This window comes from Paenibacillus sp. 2KB_20 (assembly GCF_052115765.1).
Classification (GTDB): domain Bacteria; phylum Bacillota; class Bacilli; order Paenibacillales; family Paenibacillaceae; genus Paenibacillus_AQ.
The window spans coordinates 75,372-93,845 of record NZ_JBFRHH010000005.1; the positions used below are offsets into that span (position 1 = coordinate 75,372).

10 protein-coding genes are annotated in these 18,474 nt (G+C 49.5%); 2 read left to right on the forward strand and 8 right to left on the reverse strand.

Annotation, left to right across the window (positions count from 1 at the left end):
- Nucleotides 1-110 precede the first annotated feature (110 nt).
- The 7 genes from AB4124_RS15035 to AB4124_RS15065 form a co-directional block, all read right to left on the reverse strand.
- Complete coding sequence (locus tag AB4124_RS15035) at nucleotides 111-1,970, reverse strand: ABC transporter ATP-binding protein (RefSeq protein ID WP_441973342.1); 1,860 nt, start codon at nucleotides 1,968-1,970, stop codon at nucleotides 111-113.
- Nucleotides 1,951-3,693: an ABC transporter ATP-binding protein gene (locus AB4124_RS15040; protein ID WP_441973343.1), complete on the reverse strand. Its 1,743-nt coding sequence runs from the start codon at nucleotides 3,691-3,693 to the stop codon at nucleotides 1,951-1,953. The genes AB4124_RS15035 and AB4124_RS15040 overlap by 20 nt, the downstream gene beginning before the upstream one ends.
- 278 nt (nucleotides 3,694-3,971) lie before the next feature.
- Nucleotides 3,972-7,289 (reverse strand): FtsX-like permease family protein, encoded by a 3,318-nt coding sequence (locus tag AB4124_RS15045; protein WP_441973344.1) that lies wholly within the window; start codon nucleotides 7,287-7,289, stop codon nucleotides 3,972-3,974.
- A 13-nt stretch (nucleotides 7,290-7,302) separates the two neighbouring features.
- Nucleotides 7,303-8,004: an ABC transporter ATP-binding protein gene (locus AB4124_RS15050; RefSeq protein ID WP_430180452.1), complete on the reverse strand. Its 702-nt coding sequence runs from the start codon at nucleotides 8,002-8,004 to the stop codon at nucleotides 7,303-7,305.
- 375 nt (nucleotides 8,005-8,379) lie between these two features.
- Entirely contained in the window at nucleotides 8,380-9,387 is a 1,008-nt protein-coding gene (locus AB4124_RS15055) for a C45 family autoproteolytic acyltransferase/hydolase (RefSeq protein WP_441973345.1), read from the reverse strand.
- A gap of 129 nt (nucleotides 9,388-9,516) precedes the next feature.
- Nucleotides 9,517-9,999 (reverse strand): SRPBCC family protein, encoded by a 483-nt coding sequence (locus tag AB4124_RS15060; protein WP_441973346.1) that lies wholly within the window; start codon nucleotides 9,997-9,999, stop codon nucleotides 9,517-9,519.
- A gap of 65 nt (nucleotides 10,000-10,064) precedes the next feature.
- The gene (locus tag AB4124_RS15065) at nucleotides 10,065-10,382 is read right to left on the reverse strand and encodes an ArsR/SmtB family transcription factor (RefSeq protein WP_430111535.1); all 318 of its coding nucleotides are present in this window, start codon (nucleotides 10,380-10,382) and stop codon (nucleotides 10,065-10,067) included.
- 469 nt (nucleotides 10,383-10,851) lie between these two features.
- On the opposite strand from AB4124_RS15065, the gene AB4124_RS15070 reads away from it, so the two are divergent.
- On the forward strand, nucleotides 10,852-14,316 hold the full coding sequence (locus tag AB4124_RS15070; protein WP_441973347.1) for a stalk domain-containing protein: 3,465 nt from the start codon (nucleotides 10,852-10,854) through the stop codon (nucleotides 14,314-14,316).
- A 342-nt stretch (nucleotides 14,317-14,658) separates the two neighbouring features.
- A complete protein-coding gene (locus AB4124_RS15075) occupies nucleotides 14,659-16,371 on the forward strand; it encodes a cellulase family glycosylhydrolase (protein WP_441973348.1) in 1,713 nt (570 codons plus the stop codon).
- Nucleotides 16,372-16,543: 172 nt separating this feature from the next.
- Here the strand turns inward: AB4124_RS15075 and AB4124_RS15080 are convergent, their stop codons facing one another.
- Nucleotides 16,544-18,472, reverse strand: coding sequence for a PAS domain S-box protein (locus tag AB4124_RS15080; RefSeq protein ID WP_441973349.1), 1,929 nt, complete (start codon nucleotides 18,470-18,472; stop codon nucleotides 16,544-16,546).
- Nucleotides 18,473-18,474: the final 2 nt, after the last annotated feature.

Here is an 18,474-nt window from a genome sequence, read left to right on the forward strand (position 1 = left end):
CAACAGACAACCATAGTCTATGCCGGGTAAAACCTCATTGCGGAAACCGCGGCAGCAAAGTGATGCTGGACGTTGATGGTACACTCCTCCACCTTGGCACTGGTGCAATATTACATGGCTGCTCGTTTCAGCTGGCCGTAATACAGGTCGCTGTAGAACCCTCCCTGCTTCAGCAGTTCATCATGAGAGCCTTGCTCCAGCAGGCGCCCATCCTTCAGCACCAGGATGCGGTCCGCCGAGCGGATCGTATTTAGACGATGGGCAATCACGAAGCTCGTCCTTCCCTTCATTAACCGCTGCAATCCTTCCTGGATCTTGATCTCCGTTACCGTATCGATGCTGCTTGTCGCTTCATCCAGCACCAGCATGGAAGGGTTGGCCAGAATCGCCCTCGCGATCGCTAGCAGCTGCTTCTGGCCTTGGCTGATGCCACTGCCGTCAGGCTTGAGTTTCTTGTCATAACCGTCCTTCATCCGCACGATAAACGAGTGGGCATTGGCCAGCTTCGCGGCTTCTTCCACTTCCTCATCGGTGGCATCCAGCCGTCCGAAGCGGATATTCTCCCGGATCGTGCCCTGGAAGAGGAAGGAATCCTGCAGCACAAAAGCCATCTGCGAGCGCAGGCTCTCCCTGCGAATCGAAGAAATATCCCGCCCGTCGAGGGTTATGCTTCCGCTGTTCGGATCGTAGAACCGGGAGAGAAGCTGAATTAAGGTCGTTTTCCCTGCGCCGGTCGGACCGACCAGCGCAATCATCTCGCCGGGTTTCGCTTCAAAGCTGATTCCTTCCAGCGTGTCTCCGTCTTTTTCATAAGAAAACGATACGTTGTCGAACTTCACCGCACCCTCCACGCTTTTCAGCGTGACAGCAGCCCCTTCATCCTTCGCTTCAACCTCTTCATCCAGCACTTCGAATACGCGTTCCGCACCCGCGATGGCTGATAGCAGCGTATTCCATTGGTTCGCCAGATCGTTCAGCGGTCTCGTAAACTGTCGCGCGTAACTCTCAAATATAATGATGACGCCGATCGTAATATGTCCCTGGATCGCCATGATACCGCCAATTCCCGCTACGATCGCAAAGCTCAAGTTGTTGAGTCCGTTCATCAGTTTCGGAATAAAGCCTGAGATGCTCTGCGCCCAGAAGCCCGAAAGGCGAATCCGTTGATTGCGCTCATCAAATTCGCGGACAACCCGTTCTTCCTGGGAAAAAGCCTTAATAATCCGCTGTCCTGACAGCGTTTCTTCAATATACCCGTTCAGATCCCCCAGGTTGCGTTGACGCTCTTTGAACAAGGGGCCTGTCCGTCGGGTGATCCAGCGCATCCCCATCATCATCAGCGGCACAACCAGGAAGGTCAGTAGCGTAAGCAGCGGGCTAAGCCATAACATGACGGATAATGTACCGATTAAGGTCAGCGCGCTCGAGAAGATTTGAATGGCTGAGCTGTTCAGCGTTGAGCTCACGTTCTCGATATCGTTCGTCAGACGGCTCATGATCTCACCCTGTTGGCGCTTGCCATAGAACGGTATCGGGAGCCGGTGCAGATGCGTGAACAGATCCATCCGCATCCGGTACACCGTTTCTTGAGCGATGCCGATCATCCAGACGTTGTGCAGCCAGGTGGTTAAAGCCTGAAGGACATAGACGGCGGCTAGGCCAACGAGAAAATACAACCAGGCCGAGTCGATGGAGCTGTCCGGATTACGTACATCATCCAGAAATTTGTCCACCCCGACGCCGAGCAGATAGGGACCGAGCAGCGCCAGGCCCGAACTGAACATCACCATCAGCAGTACAAGTGCGAGCTTCCCTTTGCGGCGGGCAAGATAAGCCCATATTCTGGAGAGGGTAGCCGACCAGTTTTTGGCCTTGGCTTTTGGCTTACCGCCCTTGCCGGCATCCTTATTGTTGCCAAGATCGATCTTCGGTCTTGGATGACGAAACGGTTCAGTGAATGCCTTGAGCATGCTGCTGCGCCTCCTCTCCGTATTGGGATTCATAGATGCGTCGATACAGAGCGGAACTTTCCATCAAAGCGTCGTGGTTCCCTTTTCCAATCAAACGCCCATCATCCAGCAGCAGAATCAAATCAGCCGAAGTGGTCGAGCTGATCTTCTGCGTGATCAAAAACGTCGTGCAGGACAAATCCTTCAGGGCATCCAGCAAGGCACCTTCCGTACGGACGTCAAGGGCGCTGGTGCTGTCGTCCAGAATAAGGATGGCGGGCTTTCGTACGAGTGCTCGTGCAATGGACAAGCGCTGCTTCTGCCCGCCGGACAAGTTGACTCCCCGCTGGCCCAGCATCGTGTCATAGCCCTTAGGCAAATGCTCGATGGTATCATGGATTTGGGCTCTGCGCGCCGCTTCTTTAATTTCCTCCATGGAAGCATCCTCGCGTCCCCAGGCAATGTTCTCCCGGACCGTACCGGAGAAGAGCAGCACTTCCTGCGGCACATAACCGATGCTGCTGCGCAGATTCACCTCATCGATCGATCCGGCATCCATTCCGTCTACGAGCACGGTCCCCTTCTCTTCCTCGTAAAGCCGTGGAATCAGCTGCACTAACGAAGATTTGCCGGAACCTGTTGCTCCCATAATCGCGATCCGCTCTCCGGGCCTCGCTTCAAAGGAAATATCCGTCAGCACGTCGATATCGCTGCCCGGGTAGCTGAAGCTCACTTGCTCGAACTTCACGCCCCCTTGAATTTCAACCTTTTTATTTTTATCCTTACCCGCGCTTGCTGCATCCTCTTCGGTCTTTAAAACTTCCTGCGTCCGCTGGGCGGAAGCGCGCCCCCGGGAGAAGGCAACGACAACCCAAGACAGGGCGGACATGGCACCAATACAACGTAGAGAATAATTGACAACGGCAACCACTTCGCCGACGCTGGCACTGCCGGACGCGATGTCTTTGCGGCCAAACCACAGGACCGCCATAATCCCTGCATTCATAATGAGAAGAATAAACGGCATCGTCGTTTCCGTTAATCGCAAGGTCGAGATCGTAGTGCTCATCAGCTTGCCCGAGGTACGGCCAAAGCGTTCAATCTCGTGACCCATGCGCACGAATACGCGAATCAACCGGATCCCGGTCAAATTCTCCTGGATGACACCGTTTACCGCATCCAGTCGCTGCTGTACATTGCGGAACGCATCCGCTGCCCGCTTCATAATCCAAGCGATAAAAATAAACAACAACGGCACGGTAAGGACAAGCAGCATGCCCAGCTTCACATTCACGACCAATGCCATGATAATGCTTCCTAACACAACTAGCGGAACACGCGTCATAAACCGTAAACCCATGAACACCGTATCCTGAATCTGGGTGACGTCACCCGTAAGTCTGGTAATCAATGATGAGGTAGCAAACCGGTTAAAAATCGAATAGGAGAAGGACTGCACCTTTTCATACAGCTGATCACGCAGATCATAGCCGAGTCCCTGACTCGTATGCGCCGCAAAAAAAGAGCTGGATATCCCCGCTATAAAGGCAATAATAGCGCTTCCAGTTAAAACGGCTCCCCACATCCATACGACGGACAAATCCTGTTTCTGAATGCCGTCGTCAATGATTTTAGAGATGAGCAGCGGCTGAATCAGCTCAACGGTGAGCTCAATCAGCATCATGACCAGTGCCGCAATCGCTGCTACGCGGTACTTTTTCAAGATCGAGAAGACCATTCCCATATGCATTCCTCCGAGGCTGAAGACCTTTATCATGTTCTATCATCAATTACCCACTGGTCTTCATGTAGTAGCAATATTAGTTCGTACAAGAGCTGGATATGTCTATTATAATATATTTTCTCCTATAACTTACCGGCTGATTAAAAATATCACGGGAATGCACATTTCAAAACGCAATGGTTGACATGTGTAGGGAGCTGTACACCGGAGATGAAAAAGAGAGCCTATTCTTCAGGATTGTCTCCTCTCGAATAGGGCTCTCTTGTTGAAACATATATCTATTCCACTGATTTCAGCGCTTCAATCATATCAATCCGCTTCAGTTTGTAATGCATGGAGGCCATGACAATGGCCGAGAACAACAGTGTCAGCAGTGCCGCATAGCCGTAACTGATTCCATGGATGGCGGGACTGAACATCATCGCGTCCACTTCCGCGGTCAGGAGAACGAACCGGTGCAGGAACACGCCTCCCAGACTGCCCGCTATGATCCCCAGCACGGTCAGAATCATATTTTCGCGATAAATGTACATGGTTACTTCCTTATCATAGAAGCCAAGCACCTTGATCGTTGACAGCTCCCGTATCCGCTCAGATACGTTAATATTCGTCAGATTGTACAGGACGACAAACGCGAGCGCTGCTGCAGATACAATCAGGACAACCACCACGACGTTCATGCTGTCCATCGTATCACTAAAGGCATTGCTTACTCCACTCGTGAAGCTGACCATCGCCACCCGCTGGCTTGCGGTTAACGTTTCTCCAAGCTGGTCCTCCCACTCCGGATCGTGATTGTTGTTGTCATACGTCAGCAATTGACTGTTCACTTCCGGCGTCCCATCAAAAATCTCTTCGTAATACAGCGGCGTCATATAGACGTAGTGCATAGCATAGTTCTCCGTTATCCCGGCTACACGTATCTCATAAGGATGGTTGTCGCTGTTCTGGACGGTGAAAGTACTGCCGATCTTGAGATCAAACAGCTTGGCGAGCTTCTCGGTAATGATCGCACCGTCATCCGTCAGGGACAGTGTCTTCTCTTGCCCACGGGATTTCAGGACGATAAAGGAATCGATCTCCTCCGGCGATTGCGGCACGAACAAACTCACATCCTGGGCGTTCACCCCGGGGGCGGTCGCGGTCATCGCCTCTTGGGTCACATTCAAAATACCCGTAATCTCCGGCGTATCCGCAATGCGCTTGTTATAATCCTCCAGCATGCTGCTATCGCCGTTATCGTCTTGAAATACAACCGTCGCTTGATGCTGCATGATCTTTCCGTATTGCAGCGGCGCGATATCCCCGATGGAATCCTTGAGACCGAAACCGGTCAGAATCAGAGCCGTGCAACCGGCAACGCCGCAGACAGTCATAAACATCCGCTGCTTGTAGCGGAACAGATTGCGGGCGGTTACTTTTCCAATAAAACCGAGTCGGTTCCACACCCAAGGCACTCGCTCCAGCCATATGCGGGATCCGTTCTTAGGCGCTCTTGGACGCATCAGGACCGAAGCGTTGCTTCGAAGTTCCACTCGCGTTGCCACATAAGCTGTCATGGTCGTACAGAGCACAGCCACGACAATCGAGATAATGCTGTAGCTGAGATAAAAACGGGTTCGCACATCCGGCAGATTATATAAAGCGCCGTAAGCATCATAGATAATCGCAGGAAACAAGGTGAAGCCGATAGCCAGTCCGGCTGCTGAGGCCGCAACACTGGCCAGCGTCGAATAGACCAGAAATTTTTTCATCACATCCCGGTTGCTGTATCCAAGTGCTTTCAAGGTTCCAATCTGCAACCGCTGCTCCTCAACCATCCGAGTCATCGTTGTCAGGCTGACGAGGGCGGCGATCAGGAAAAAGAACACCGGGAATGCCGTTGCAATGGAAGATAAGCGGTCTGCATTATCGCTGTACTCGGTATACCCCGGATTGACGCTGCGGTCCATAACGTAGACTTTGGGCAGCTCGAGCTGATCCAGCTCCTTCTGTCCCTCAGCCACTTCCTTCTCGCCATCCGCGATTTCCCGTTCAGCTTTTACTTTTTCTTCATTAAATTTCTTTAGGCCCTCCTGGTACTCCTCCTGCCCTTCGATAAGCTCCGCTTTCGCATCCGCGAGCTTGGCTTCCCCTGCCTGTTTAGCCGCAGCAAGCTCCTCCGTTCCTTGCTTCAACGAAGCTTCACCCTGCACAAGCTGACGCTCGGCTTCCCGAAGCTTGGCTTGTCCTTCTTTCAGCTCTGCTCGGCTTGCATGCAGCTTCTGCTGAGCGTTATCCAGCTGCAGGGAAGCTTCGTTTAAACCGCTCTGGAACGCAGAAGCAGCCTTTTGCAAAGCAGCGCCATCCAAAGTGCCTCCCATGAAACCCGTAGTAGCTGCTCCTAGTTTCGGATCGGCCGCCTGAGCCGCCGAGAGCAGTTCTTGCCTCTGCTCTTCCGGTATGCCCTCCGGATCTAAACCGGAGATTTGCTGCAGCGCCTTCGCTAATTGCTGCCCTTGTGCCAGCTTTGGTGCCAGCTCCGACTTCTGTTGATCCAGTTGACTTTGACCCATCTTAAGCTGAGATTGTCCTTGCTCCAACTGCTGCCGATTCCGCTTCAGCTCCGCTCTGCCTTGGGCAAGCTTTTTGGCCGCGGAATCCAGCTTGGCTTGCCCCTGGTCCAGCTCGGTTTGAAGCTTGTTGACGCCATCGCGGTAGGATTGCTCGCCTTCATTCAGCTTGACCTTCGCATCATTTAACTTCTGCTCCGCATCGGCCAGCTGTTTCTTGGCATCCTCGATTTTGTCCATGGCCTCATCCAGCTTCTTCTGACCGTTGACACGAATCTCTGTCAGCCGCTCCTGCGGCATGGTCTCCAGTGCCAGTTCTACCGCTTCTTTGTGCCGTTTGATCTTCTCGTCATACTCAGGCGTATAGGGAGCTGATTCAGCGGTGTCTTGAAAGGTCAGGTAGGCTTCCGTATATACAGATAGTTTAAAGTCCTTCTCCGGTATAACGGCGAACACATCCGCTGTCCCCTTACCGATGCCGCTCGTTCCCCGGCTCATGCTGCTGATGAACAGCGGACTCTTCGCCCTTCCCACAACCGTGTAAGTTAGGTGGTCAAACTTTTTCTTGAGGTTGACTTCCTGATTCGGATTGGTAAAGGTAATCTGATCCCCCAGTTTAAACTCATTTCCGCGGTCTCCTGCGTCGATGACGATTTCCCCTGTGGCCTCCGGCATTCGGCCTTCTGTAAGCACATATTGATTCAGATTATTTCCTGGGTCATAGGAGAGGACCTTCGCGATCCGCCCGCTGTCACCGAGGAATACGTCTGTGCTGTAGCCAGGTTGAACCTCATCCACTCCGGCAACCAACTTCAGCTTCTCGATATCGCTTTGTTCGAGACCCAAGGTGGACTGAACCTTAAGATCCATCAGCTTTAAATCGCTATAGTAGTGATCCGCGGTGTCCAGCATATCTGGACCCGTGGCTTTAATCCCCGCAAAAAAACCGACGCCGAGCATAATAATGGCAAAAATGGACAGAAACCGAGCTTTTGTCCGCGATATTTCCCGGAAAATATCAGTCCACAGCGCTCTTTTCTTCATGATATGTATCTCCCTACCACTCGATGTTGTCTACAGAAACGGGGGTCGGATTCAAAACCATGTTCCGGACCTTGGCATTGTTGATCTCGATGACCCGATCCGCCATCGGCGTCAGGGCAGAATTATGCGTAATGACGATAACCGTCGTTCCGGTATGGCGGCAGGTGTCTTGGAGCAGCTTCAGCACCTGCTTTCCGGTATGGTAATCAAGCGCACCCGTGGGTTCATCGCAGAGAAGCAGCTTCGGCTGCTTGGCGAGTGCTCTGGCAATCGCTACCCGCTGCTGTTCCCCGCCGGACAGCTGTGCCGGAAAATTGTTCAGACGATTACCAAGGCCGACATCCCGTAGTACTTGTTCGGCGTCCAAAGCCCGGGGAGAAATCTGCGAAGCCAGTTCCACATTTTCTTTGGTCGTCAGATTGGGAACCAGATTATAAAATTGAAACACAAATCCGACGTCATTGCGCCGATAGCCGGTCAACTCCTTGCTGTTAAACCTGGCAATATCCGTTCCATCCACCAGCACTTGTCCCTCATCCGCGGTATCCATGCCGCCCAATATATTCAGCACCGTGGATTTACCTGCGCCGCTGGGACCGACTATGATCGCAAACTCGCCTTTTTCGATCTCCAGGTTGATTCCATCATTGGCTACAATGGTGGTCTCTCCCATCCGGTAGCGCTTATATTCATCCTTCATGCTCACAAAAGCCATGTTACTCCACTCCCAACTCATGGTTGCAATTTCGGCTTGAATCGTTATGTAAACTTATGTAACCCAAATGGAGGCTTAACCTGAGCTCTAGCCGTAGGGCTGTTCACCGCGTATTGATACGTCCTTCGGCATCTGCCGCAATCATTGTGCTATGCCTCGTATCTGTGCATTTTCCGTTGTTAGATTCCTTGTTATAGCGTTCATTCAATGAAATGGTTCTTTAATCCAGTGTAGCATAAACAAATCGGCCAAAGAAAACGCAGCAGCCCCCGCGATGGCAATGTCACAGAATGTTCCAAATTCGAAATAACCCGAGCAGCACAAAAAAAAGCGCTTCTTCACCTGCGAAGAAGCGCTTCTCTGATGGATTTAAAGTCAATCGATATGTCCGGTCAACTCCGCTGCCGGGATATCCTTGCCCTCGACCCAATCCCTGAACGAAAAATCAAGCGCACTGCCCTGAGCAAGCGAAGTCATGACTCTTCCTTCTTCGAAGGCGTACGAAAAGGTATGCAGCGTTCCAAACAAATCGTCGTAATCCGTAAAAAACAACGGGGACTCTCGCTCCTTAAACAAACCGAATGCTTCAGTTTGGGTCAACTGTGTGGCATCCAGGCCATCGATGTAACGTTTACGCCCAAGGGAATGCTCGATGGAAGGCCTGTTCTTACCCGTCAACGCTTCGTAATGGTTACCGCAGGCGATTGCCGCCTCCCCGCCCGCACGGGTAATGACTTGATCCGGACTTGCTTCGACAACGGCCATGTTCCCTCGTGCATCTCCTATTGAAAAGTTATAGCAAGCCGCATGGGGAATATGGCGCAGCATATAAGACACTTCTTCTACGGTAGCGCATGATTCCAATATCATCCGAACGCCGACCCATGGCGACAGGCCCGTCCGGTATCCGTCAAAGCTCACAAAGTGCAGCCCGGCGGCAAGTCCCTTTTCATTAACCCCGTCATGCCGACCTATGGCCTGCAAATTATAACCTACGGTCGCCAAGCCTTGTTCGGGTTGAGCCGCGGTAAAATAACCATCGTAAAACGCAGGCGTAAAATCGTAATTTCTTACGTAATACGAAGGGGTAATCATCGCCGAACAGCCCATGGCCGCGATCTTTGGAACATCGTATCCCCCTAGGAGAGCGGCGGCCTTGGGAAACGGCATTTCCAAGCCTTCCGCCAGTCCTTCAAGCTCCGATAGCAGCTGTGGGGCAAACTCGTTATAGATGCTCTTCAACTGTTCCGTGTCGATATTCGGTTTGGTGACTGCTTCGAATGCTTTCAATATCGGTTGATTTCGCAGACTGCGACCCAGCTTAAGCCCGTTATGATAGTTATCTTCTCTAAGCTGCATGATGTGTACCGTGTAATCCGGCATTTTAACCCCTCCACCCCGGCGATTTCCATATGGGAATATATCCCTTACCCGATTATAAATGCAATTCATCCATCTTCCAATAAAAAGCTCCGACCCGGCATGTTTACATGCTCAGAAGGAGCAGATTTATTATACGCGGGGCAATTGTTCAAATACTTGAACGTATTGCTCATATTTTTCGGACCAGGCCTCTTTGCGCGATTCCAGCGTCCTGCCATCCAGGAGAGCCCCAATGACGTCCAGACATACGTCCCAACCGGCAATATCCTTCGGTGTATGATCCGTAATTTTCGTTATCATCTCGATCAATACCAGACGACAGCCTTCGGCCTCGGGATGCAGCTCAAAACGCACCCGGTCCTCTCCCCACGTATACTCCAATACCGATAACTCCCGATAGTCCGTAATTTCAAATTCTTCGAACGTTCCGTCCTGCATGTCAAATGTAATTCTGCCGCCTTGGCGCAAATCTTCCACCTTCAGCTCCGAAAACCACTGCGTCAGCTTGCCATTATCCGTCAGATAAGACCACACCTTCTCAACCGAATGCTTCAGACGGCGTTCAAATCGGACGGTCGTTCCGAACTCGTCTTGCTGTACAACTGCCAGCATTTTTCATCCTCCTCAAGAATGTATTATTCAACATGGGTTCTTTCAATCAAATTACATTCCGATGTTCAAGGAGCTTCATCCTCATCCAGCAGTCTCTCCAGATCATCCAGCTTGTTCGTCCAGAATTGACGATAAGGCTCCAGCCAGTCATGGATTTCCTCCAGAGGCTTGGCATTCAGGCTGTACACATGCCTTTGAGCCTCTTTCCGCAGAGAGACTAGACCAGCCTCCCTCAAGATGCGCAAATGCTTTGATACGCCGGGTTGACTGAGCTGCACGAGATCTACCATCTCGCCCACCGTGTACTCTTTTACGCGCAGGTGGTCCAATATCGTCCTGCGGTTCGGTTCTGCCAATACTTCAAAAAGGTTATCGTTCAACATGTTCATTATATTACTACACAGTTATATTTCTGTAAAGTTATATAAAAAACAACACGATCTTTGAACAAACATAACACCTTCCTTATATTGAACCTATCCGCCGCTGCTCCCTCACGCCTGCCATCCCGAGAATCCCGCCGACTGGAAGTACTCGATGATTTTTATCCATCCCCGGTGGCTGGGTGCCCCCCTTCGGACTTTGATTCCAATTCCCATCAACCCCATATGCCCATCCTGCATCCGAAATATCAAAACAAACGATCCCGGCATCTTATCCATTCCTGCAGGACACTGCTTTCAATAAAGGGAAGAAAAACAGCAAACCTCTGCTGTCTCTTCCCTTCTTTATGGTCAGGTACTAAAAAATATTTTTGTATTGCCGATGTTATAGTTGAAACTTTATTCAAGGCCAATGCGTCATATTGTAGAGGAAAATAATAACAAAGCTAAATTTCAGGAGGTTGAGTGTGTGAAAAGAATATGGACTGCCTTGCTAGCAGCTATACTGTTAATCCCCATGACATTCCAATCGCAGGCACAGGCGGCAGTGAACATCAGCGTCTTGATTGACGGTGTCAAGCTGTATACGCCTCAAGCACCTATCATGATCCAAGGACGCGTCATGCTTCCGATGAGATCCATCTTCGAAGCCTTGGATGCATCGGTCAAGTGGAATCAAAAAACGAAAACCGTCACAGCGACCAAGAATGGCACAACCGTCATTCTAAAAATCAACTCCAAGACGGCCACCATCAATAACAAGACGGTAGCGCTGGATGTTCCGGCGAAAAACTTAAAAGGAAATACCATGGTTCCAGTGCGCTTCGTAAGTGAAGCCCTCGGTCAAAAAATCGGCTGGAATTCCAAAACGAAAACGGTCACCGTCAAAACAACGAACAATTCAGGCGGCGGTGGAAATAATACCGGTATCGTACCGGTGAATTATGTGACCCTTCGGGACATCGGCAACGCCGGCGACGGCCGCGATCTGCAGGTCAGCTTCTCCAAATCGTCGACCGAATCATTAATATCGCATTACCGCGTGATGATTGTGAAGCAGTCCAAGACGTTAAACCAATCAGAGGCACAGCGCGTGTCCTCCGCAGCTTACACAACGGTGTACCCGTCCGGCTCGGATCAGACTCTGACCCTCACGTCGGGTTCAAGGGATGTGGATAATGATCTTATCCGCGATAACCAGTCTTATAAAGCTTACGTATTGGCAGTTAGCGACACAGGCGGCACATATGCCCTTTCCTCGGCTTCGCCGTCGTTGACGCTGACCAACACCAATTCGGTGAACGGGGCAACCAACGTGAAGGCAAGCGATGTGAGCGACTACGGCGATGGCCGTGATCTGCAGGTCAGCTTCACGCGTGCCCAGAACGAGAGCAATGTAACCAACTATCGCGTATTTGCGGTAAAAACGAAGGATGTTGCCAACTTTAATCTGGCGGCAGCCAAATCCGTCCCAAGCCAGAATTATACGACGGTGAGCAAAACCAGTACGACGAATACAACGCTGTCCACGACGCTGAGTTCTTCTGCTCGCGATACTTCAAATGAGCTCATCCGAAGCGGTGTCGCTTACACTGTGTTTGTCCTATCTGTCAGCAGCAACGAGAGTGTGCTTGCAAGCAACCTGTCTTCAGGTTCGTCTTCCATCACGCTCAACACAGGAACCGCAACGGTTCCATCCATTACGCAAGTGACGGATATCAGCGATTATGGTGATGGCCGCGACCTTCGGGTAAGCTTTAACAAGGTATCCAACGAATCCAACATTCACTCTTATCGCGTGTTTGTCGTAAAGGACAGCAATTACAGCAGCTTCAACTTGAGCAAAGCCAATGCTGTGTCCAGCTACAACTACACCCAAGTCAACAAAACCGGGAATAACATCAACAACTTGACGCTGGCGTCGGGTGCTAGAGACGTAGACGGAGCAACGATTCGCAACGGTGTGTACTATCGCGTATTCGTCATGGCCGTGGACTACAATAACTCCAATAACAACGTGCTGTCCGCTCCATCGAGCTCCATCATCTTGAGTTCCAGTACCAATCTGGGCGCAGTTACCAATCTGTCCGTCACTGACGTGAACAACTACAATGACGGACGCGATCTGCAGGTGTCATTCACCCAGCCGTCTGATCGTTCTAACATCAGCTATTACCAGGTATTCGTTGTAAAATCATCTGATAGTTATTTTGATCTGAATAGAGCCAATAACTTAAACAACAGCTATTATTACACTCAAATCAATAAGAATAACAGCAGCAACTACATTACTCAAAGCCTGAATTCCAACAGCCGTGATATCGATGGAGAGCTGATTCGCAATGGTATCAGCTATCGCGTATACGTCCTGTCCGTAGGATATTCGGGCAATAACAATGCATTATCCAATTACTCATCGATTACGCTTGGAAACAACAATCAGGGCAATGTAAACCCAGTTTCCACGCCAACATTGTCCATTATCGGCAATAATGGTGACGGAAGCGACCTTAGAGTCGCCTTCAATCCTGCTAATGGTGAAAACTTCATCGACCATTACCGGATTCTCGTTGTGAAGTCTTCCAAGAGCCTGACTGTGTCCCAAGCTTATGACAACAAGAATTACACCACGGTTTACAAAACCGGCGGCACTATCACTCGAGATTTGACCAACACGACCAAGGATTCTGATGGGGATCTCATTCAAAGAGGTTCAAGCTACCGGGTGTATGTCTTGTCGGTAGGCTACTCGAATTACGGCAGAGCACTTTCATCCGTCTCTCGTGACGTAACAATACAAGGCGTGACTGAAGTTGGTAAGGCTACGAACGTTACGGCAGCTGATGTGAACGATAATAATAACGCAAGCGACTTGAAAGTATCGTTTACCAAGGCTGCAAATGAAACCAACATTAAGGAATACCGGATCATGGTCGTGAAGCAAGCTAACGCTGGTAACTTTAATGTAGCTCAAGCTAACAATGTATCTTACTTCGACAGAGTACCGATCGGCTCCAATTTTGAGGATGTTCTGAGAGCTGGAACAAGAGATGTTAACAATGAGCCAATACGCAATTTGGTGGATTATCAAGTTTTCGTATTGTCCGTAAGCAACAATGGTTCAATAAGTAATGCCCTGTCGGCACCATCTGCACCGATTAAGCTTACGGGTAGCGCCGTCACGGTTCCTTCGGACGTGTATGCCGGGATTGAAAGCACCAACGGCAACAGCAGCGACATTGTTGTCAAATTTAATCCTTCCTCAGGAAGTGTTAAAGAATATCGAATCATGGTCGTACCGAGCAACCAAAGTTTCGGACTGGACGACGCCAACAAAGTCACCAAGGAACAATTGTATACGAAGGTATCGCCATCTCCTAACAGAATCGAGCACAAATTGTCCGCAGGTTTAGCGGACGTCAACGGTGCAGCTATCGTAACTGGTACTAAATATAGGGTTTACATCCTTGCTGTAGCTGATGGCACTGTTTCTACCAACAACAGCATCTCCAATTCTTCTTCGGAATTCGAAATCCCGAACCCGATCCGGACAACGGGCGTTACAGCCAAGCTGGATGCAAGCGGGAAGCTTCAAGTTGATTTCAAGAAAGCGATCGATGAGCGCAGCATTACGGCATACCGCCTGTTGTTTGTAGAGAAAGACAACATCAAGAACTTCGATCTTAAAGCTGCAACGGCAGCCGCTGCGAAAGAGGATAAGAACGCAACAATAAAACCCGATGGCAAAGATATCTCGACTCTGATTGATATCCCTGCTAAAGATGCCTTCGGAAAAGACATACAAGACAATACGGAATACGCCGTTTATGTCTTGTCGGTACTGTCCAAAGATAAGAAAATCGCTTCGAGTGCTCAATCCGTAACACCTTTATCCGAAGCATCCAAAACGCTTGTTTTAATTAAAAAGCCTTAGTCGAAGGTAGAATAACATTCTATAACATAAGAGCTGTTCCTCCTGTCAAATATGACAGGAGGAACAGCTCTTTTTATCCCCTTCCACCCATCAAGCCCTCTTCTGTAACCACCTGTATCTCATAACTAATTTCTACATGATTTTATGACGAATTATCCGGGTACTTCCAAATGGGAAAATATGATAATTTAACTTAGAAATCGCTTTCAATAAAGGTTTGGAGGTGAATGTCTACCTTTAAGATTCCCTCGTGACAGTAAGAATTCTACACCCAGCAGATATCTCACACGAAGTCATTCTAGTTAAACATCGATTTACAACTTCATGACTAAGGAGATGCTAATGATAAACCTGAATAAGAAATCCCTATGTTCCTTGGCTCTTATCGCTGTTCTGGTCATTTCACTATTCCCGTCTTTCGCATCCGCAACAAAAAACGAACATCCAAGATCTCAAAAGAAAAATCCCCAAGCTTACGTCAATGATATGCAGCCCGGCTGGAACCTTGGCAATTCACTGGATGCCGTGGGGGCTGACGAAACAGCATGGGGAAATCCGCGCATTACCAAAGCCCTGATCGACCAAATCGCAGCACAGGGGTATAAGAGTATCCGCATTCCGGTTACTTGGAACAACCATATCGGCAGCGGACCGAACTATATCATCGACGCCGCTTACATGGACCGGGTACAAGAGGTTGTCGATTGGGCGCTTGACGCCGATTTGTACGTAATGATCAACGTGCATCACGATTCTTGGCTATGGATCAGCCATATGGAGCACAACCGCAACGAGGTCGTTGCCAAGTACAACGCGATTTGGACCCAAGTGGCCCATCGCTTCCGGAACCATTCCAACAATCTGATGTTTGAGAGCGTCAATGAACCCCGCTTCTCGGATGGCGGGACCACCGACGAGACGAAAGCATTTCAGATGCTGGATGAACTTCATATGTCATTCCATCGGATCGTCCGCGGCTCTGGAGCACGTAACGCAACCCGGCTGCTTGTGCTATCAACCCTGGAGGCCTCTCCAACTCAGGATAGAATGAACGAGCTATACAACACCATGACGAAGCTGAATGATGCCAATCTCATTGCCACAGTCCATTATTATGGATTTTGGCCGTTCAGCGTGAACATCGCGGGTTATACCCGTTTTGAGACGGATACCCGGAACGATATCGAGCAAACATTCAACAATGTGTATAACACCTTTATCGCCAGAGGAATTCCCGTCATCCTGGGTGAATACGGACTGCTCGGCTTCGATCAGAGCACGGGAGTGATTGAGCAGGGGGAGAAACTGAAGTTCTTTGAATATCTAACCTATTATCTCAAACAGAAGAACATTACCCATATGTTGTGGGACAACGGCCAGCACTTTAAGCGAACCGCTTTTACCTGGTCCGATCCGGAACTGTACAACATCATGAAGGCGGGTTGGAGCCGGCGCTCATCGACCGCTGACACTGACCTGATCTTCTTAAAAAAGGGAGCTGCTGCCCAGGATAAAAGCATACCTTTGAACTTAAACGGCAACACGTTAAACGAAGTCCGCACAAACGGACAGCTGCTCGTCGCCGGGCAGGATTATACGCTTAACGGAAATACGATCACGTTTACATCCAGCCTGCTGACCAGGCTAACTTCATCCGGCCAATTCGGCGTGAATGCTGTATTGGCGGCCAAATTCAACCGCGGTGCGGACTGGAATTTCAGGGTCATCCTCCATAATAAGCCTGTTCTGCGTAACACGCAGGGAACTACTGATTCGTTCAGCATTCCAACGACATCCAACGGAGATCAGCTAGCCACGATGGAGGCGGTATATGCAACAGGAGGCAATGCAGGACCACAGGACTGGACCTCCTTCAAAGAGTTTGAGTATACGTTCTCCCCTTCCTACTCGACCGGTGAAATCAAGCTCAAGCCTACCTTTTTTAATGAGGTCAGAGACGGAGATGTGATTCTCAAGTTCCATTTTTGGAGCGGTGAGGTCATCACCTACAATCTTACAAAGAGCGGAAGCAGCGTAACCGGTAACGCCTCTTAGGACACATATATCATTAACGGCCTGTCGGGAACCTTCCCGCAGGCCGTATTGCACTCACCACCTCTACGTCCTGCGACGGCAGATGGGCAGCTGCATAATACTATTTGATTCCTAATTACTCAGCAGTGGAATGAACAAAAGCTCAAGCGACATCACTTGAGCTTTCATCTGTTTAGGCTTGAGACATATTTCGTTCAGCCAGAAACTTATCAATAATGGCCGAAATAACACTCATGCTGACAGGCTTGCTTACATACTCGTCCATGCCCATCCCTAAATATTTCTCGCGATCGCCTTTGATCGCATGGGCCGTGACGGCCACGATATAAGGCTCTTTTTCGGATGATGCCGATTCTTTTATGACGCGGACCGCTTCCGTTCCATCCATGAAGGGCATCTGAATGTCCATGAACACGATGTCATACGAGTAACGCTCGAGGGCTTCAACCGCCTCAAGTCCATTCTGGACGGTGGTCGAATTGTATCCCAGCTTCTCAATCATTTTCTTGAGGACTAACTGATTCACCTCATTATCCTCGGCAATTAAAATTTTCAGATCGTTTCCTAAGGAGTGATTCTCGTGAACGGCCTCATTCTCCTGTTTGTTGCCAGCATTCGACTCAAACGAAAAATCAACCGTAAACGTAAAGACAGACCCCGGCTGGTTCTGATTCTTCTCATACCAGATATCTCCGCCCATCAACTGAACGAGTTTTTTACAGATCGCCAGCCCCAGTCCCGTCCCTTCCACCTTGCGGGTCATATAATGGTCCACTTGATAAAAGGGTTCAAATAGCTGCGCAACCTTCTCACTCGACACACCTATGCCCGTATCCATAACGGAGAATTGGATAAGGGCCGAGTTCCCTTGGTTCTCGACACACTGCACAGAGATGGAGACGGCGCCATTAGGTGTAAATTTAATGGCATTACTAAGCAGGTTCATTAAGACTTGCCTCAGCTTCGTCACATCCCCATACACTTGATTCGGCACGTCAGAAGCTACAGAAGTGGTCACCTCAATATTTTTCTCCAGCGCCTTCGGAAGAATCAGGTTCAATGTCTCGGACAAAGCCGTTCTTAGGTTAAATGTTTCCTCCACCAGCTCTGTTCTGCCCGATTCGATTTTTGAAAAGTCTAAAATATCATTGATGATGTTCAGAAGGGTTGTCCCGCTTTTCTTAATGATCTGTACATAGTCCCGCTGCTCCTCATCAAGCTCCGTCTCAAGTATCAGGTCCGTCATCCCGATAACACCATTCATCGGCGTACGGATCTCATGGCTCATCATCGCCAGAAACTCACTCTTGGCTTTATTTGTCTTCTCGGCTGCTTCCTTCTCGATGATGAGCCTCTTCTGCTCCGTCATGTCCTTGGCAATGATGTAAAAACCCACATTCTTGTTATGAATGACAATGGGTGCCAGTGTAGCGAGCACTTCAACCGTATGTCCGTCTTTGTGATGGATGACGTTAATGCCCTTCTCGACAGCAACATAATCAGCTGAAACAGAAAGTACGCGGGTAAGGTTACGTTCACCGATCAAATTCGAGATCTTGGTTCCAATTAATTCCGGAATCTTATAACCAGTCAACTGCTCTGCCATCTGGTTCCCGTTAATAATCCTCCCCTCCAGATTGAAGGAGATGATCGCATCATGGTTATACTTCTTCAGCGAAGTGTAGCGTTCAATACTCTCTTGGAGCTTTCGCTCGGCTATCTTGCTCTGGGTAATATCAACAATTTGCGAAATGAAAAATAAAGGGGTTTGATCCTTTTCGTCACGAACCAGAGAAACATGCATCGATGCCCAGATGCCATGGCCGTCCCTGTGTACGAATTGTTTTTCCACCGCAATAGTTGAGGACGACTCGTCCAAAGACTGATACAATTTATCTTTATTGTTAATGCAATCAGAATAAATATAATCGGTTGCCGGCTGTGACATCAATTCTTCTTCCGTGAAGCCAAACATTTTGCAAGCCGCAGGATTTACGCTGATCCAATTTCCTTCTATCGTAACCAGGGCAATGCCAATTGGAGCACTTTTGTAGACATGTTCAAACAAAGCCTGATGGCCAAAAATGTTGATATCACTCATAC

What these genes read in the sequence shown, in the direction of transcription:
- AB4124_RS15050 (WP_430180452.1), bottom strand. Translation starts at nt 8,004, where the DNA reads ATGGCTTTTGTGAGCATGAAGGATGAATATAAGCGCTACCGGATGGGA.
- AB4124_RS15060 (WP_441973346.1), bottom strand. Translation starts at nt 9,999, where the DNA reads ATGCTGGCAGTTGTACAGCAAGACGAGTTCGGAACGACCGTCCGATTT.
- AB4124_RS15065 (WP_430111535.1), bottom strand. Translation starts at nt 10,382, where the DNA reads ATGTTGAACGATAACCTTTTTGAAGTATTGGCAGAACCGAACCGCAGG.
- AB4124_RS15045 (WP_441973344.1), bottom strand. Translation starts at nt 7,289, where the DNA reads ATGAAGAAAAGAGCGCTGTGGACTGATATTTTCCGGGAAATATCGCGG.
- AB4124_RS15055 (WP_441973345.1), bottom strand. Translation starts at nt 9,387, where the DNA reads ATGCCGGATTACACGGTACACATCATGCAGCTTAGAGAAGATAACTAT.
- AB4124_RS15080 (WP_441973349.1), bottom strand. Translation starts at nt 18,472, where the DNA reads ATGAGTGATATCAACATTTTTGGCCATCAGGCTTTGTTTGAACATGTC.
- AB4124_RS15035 (WP_441973342.1), bottom strand. Translation starts at nt 1,970, where the DNA reads ATGCTCAAGGCATTCACTGAACCGTTTCGTCATCCAAGACCGAAGATC.
- AB4124_RS15075 (WP_441973348.1), top strand. Translation starts at nt 14,659, where the DNA reads ATGATAAACCTGAATAAGAAATCCCTATGTTCCTTGGCTCTTATCGCT.
- AB4124_RS15040 (WP_441973343.1), bottom strand. Translation starts at nt 3,693, where the DNA reads ATGGGAATGGTCTTCTCGATCTTGAAAAAGTACCGCGTAGCAGCGATT.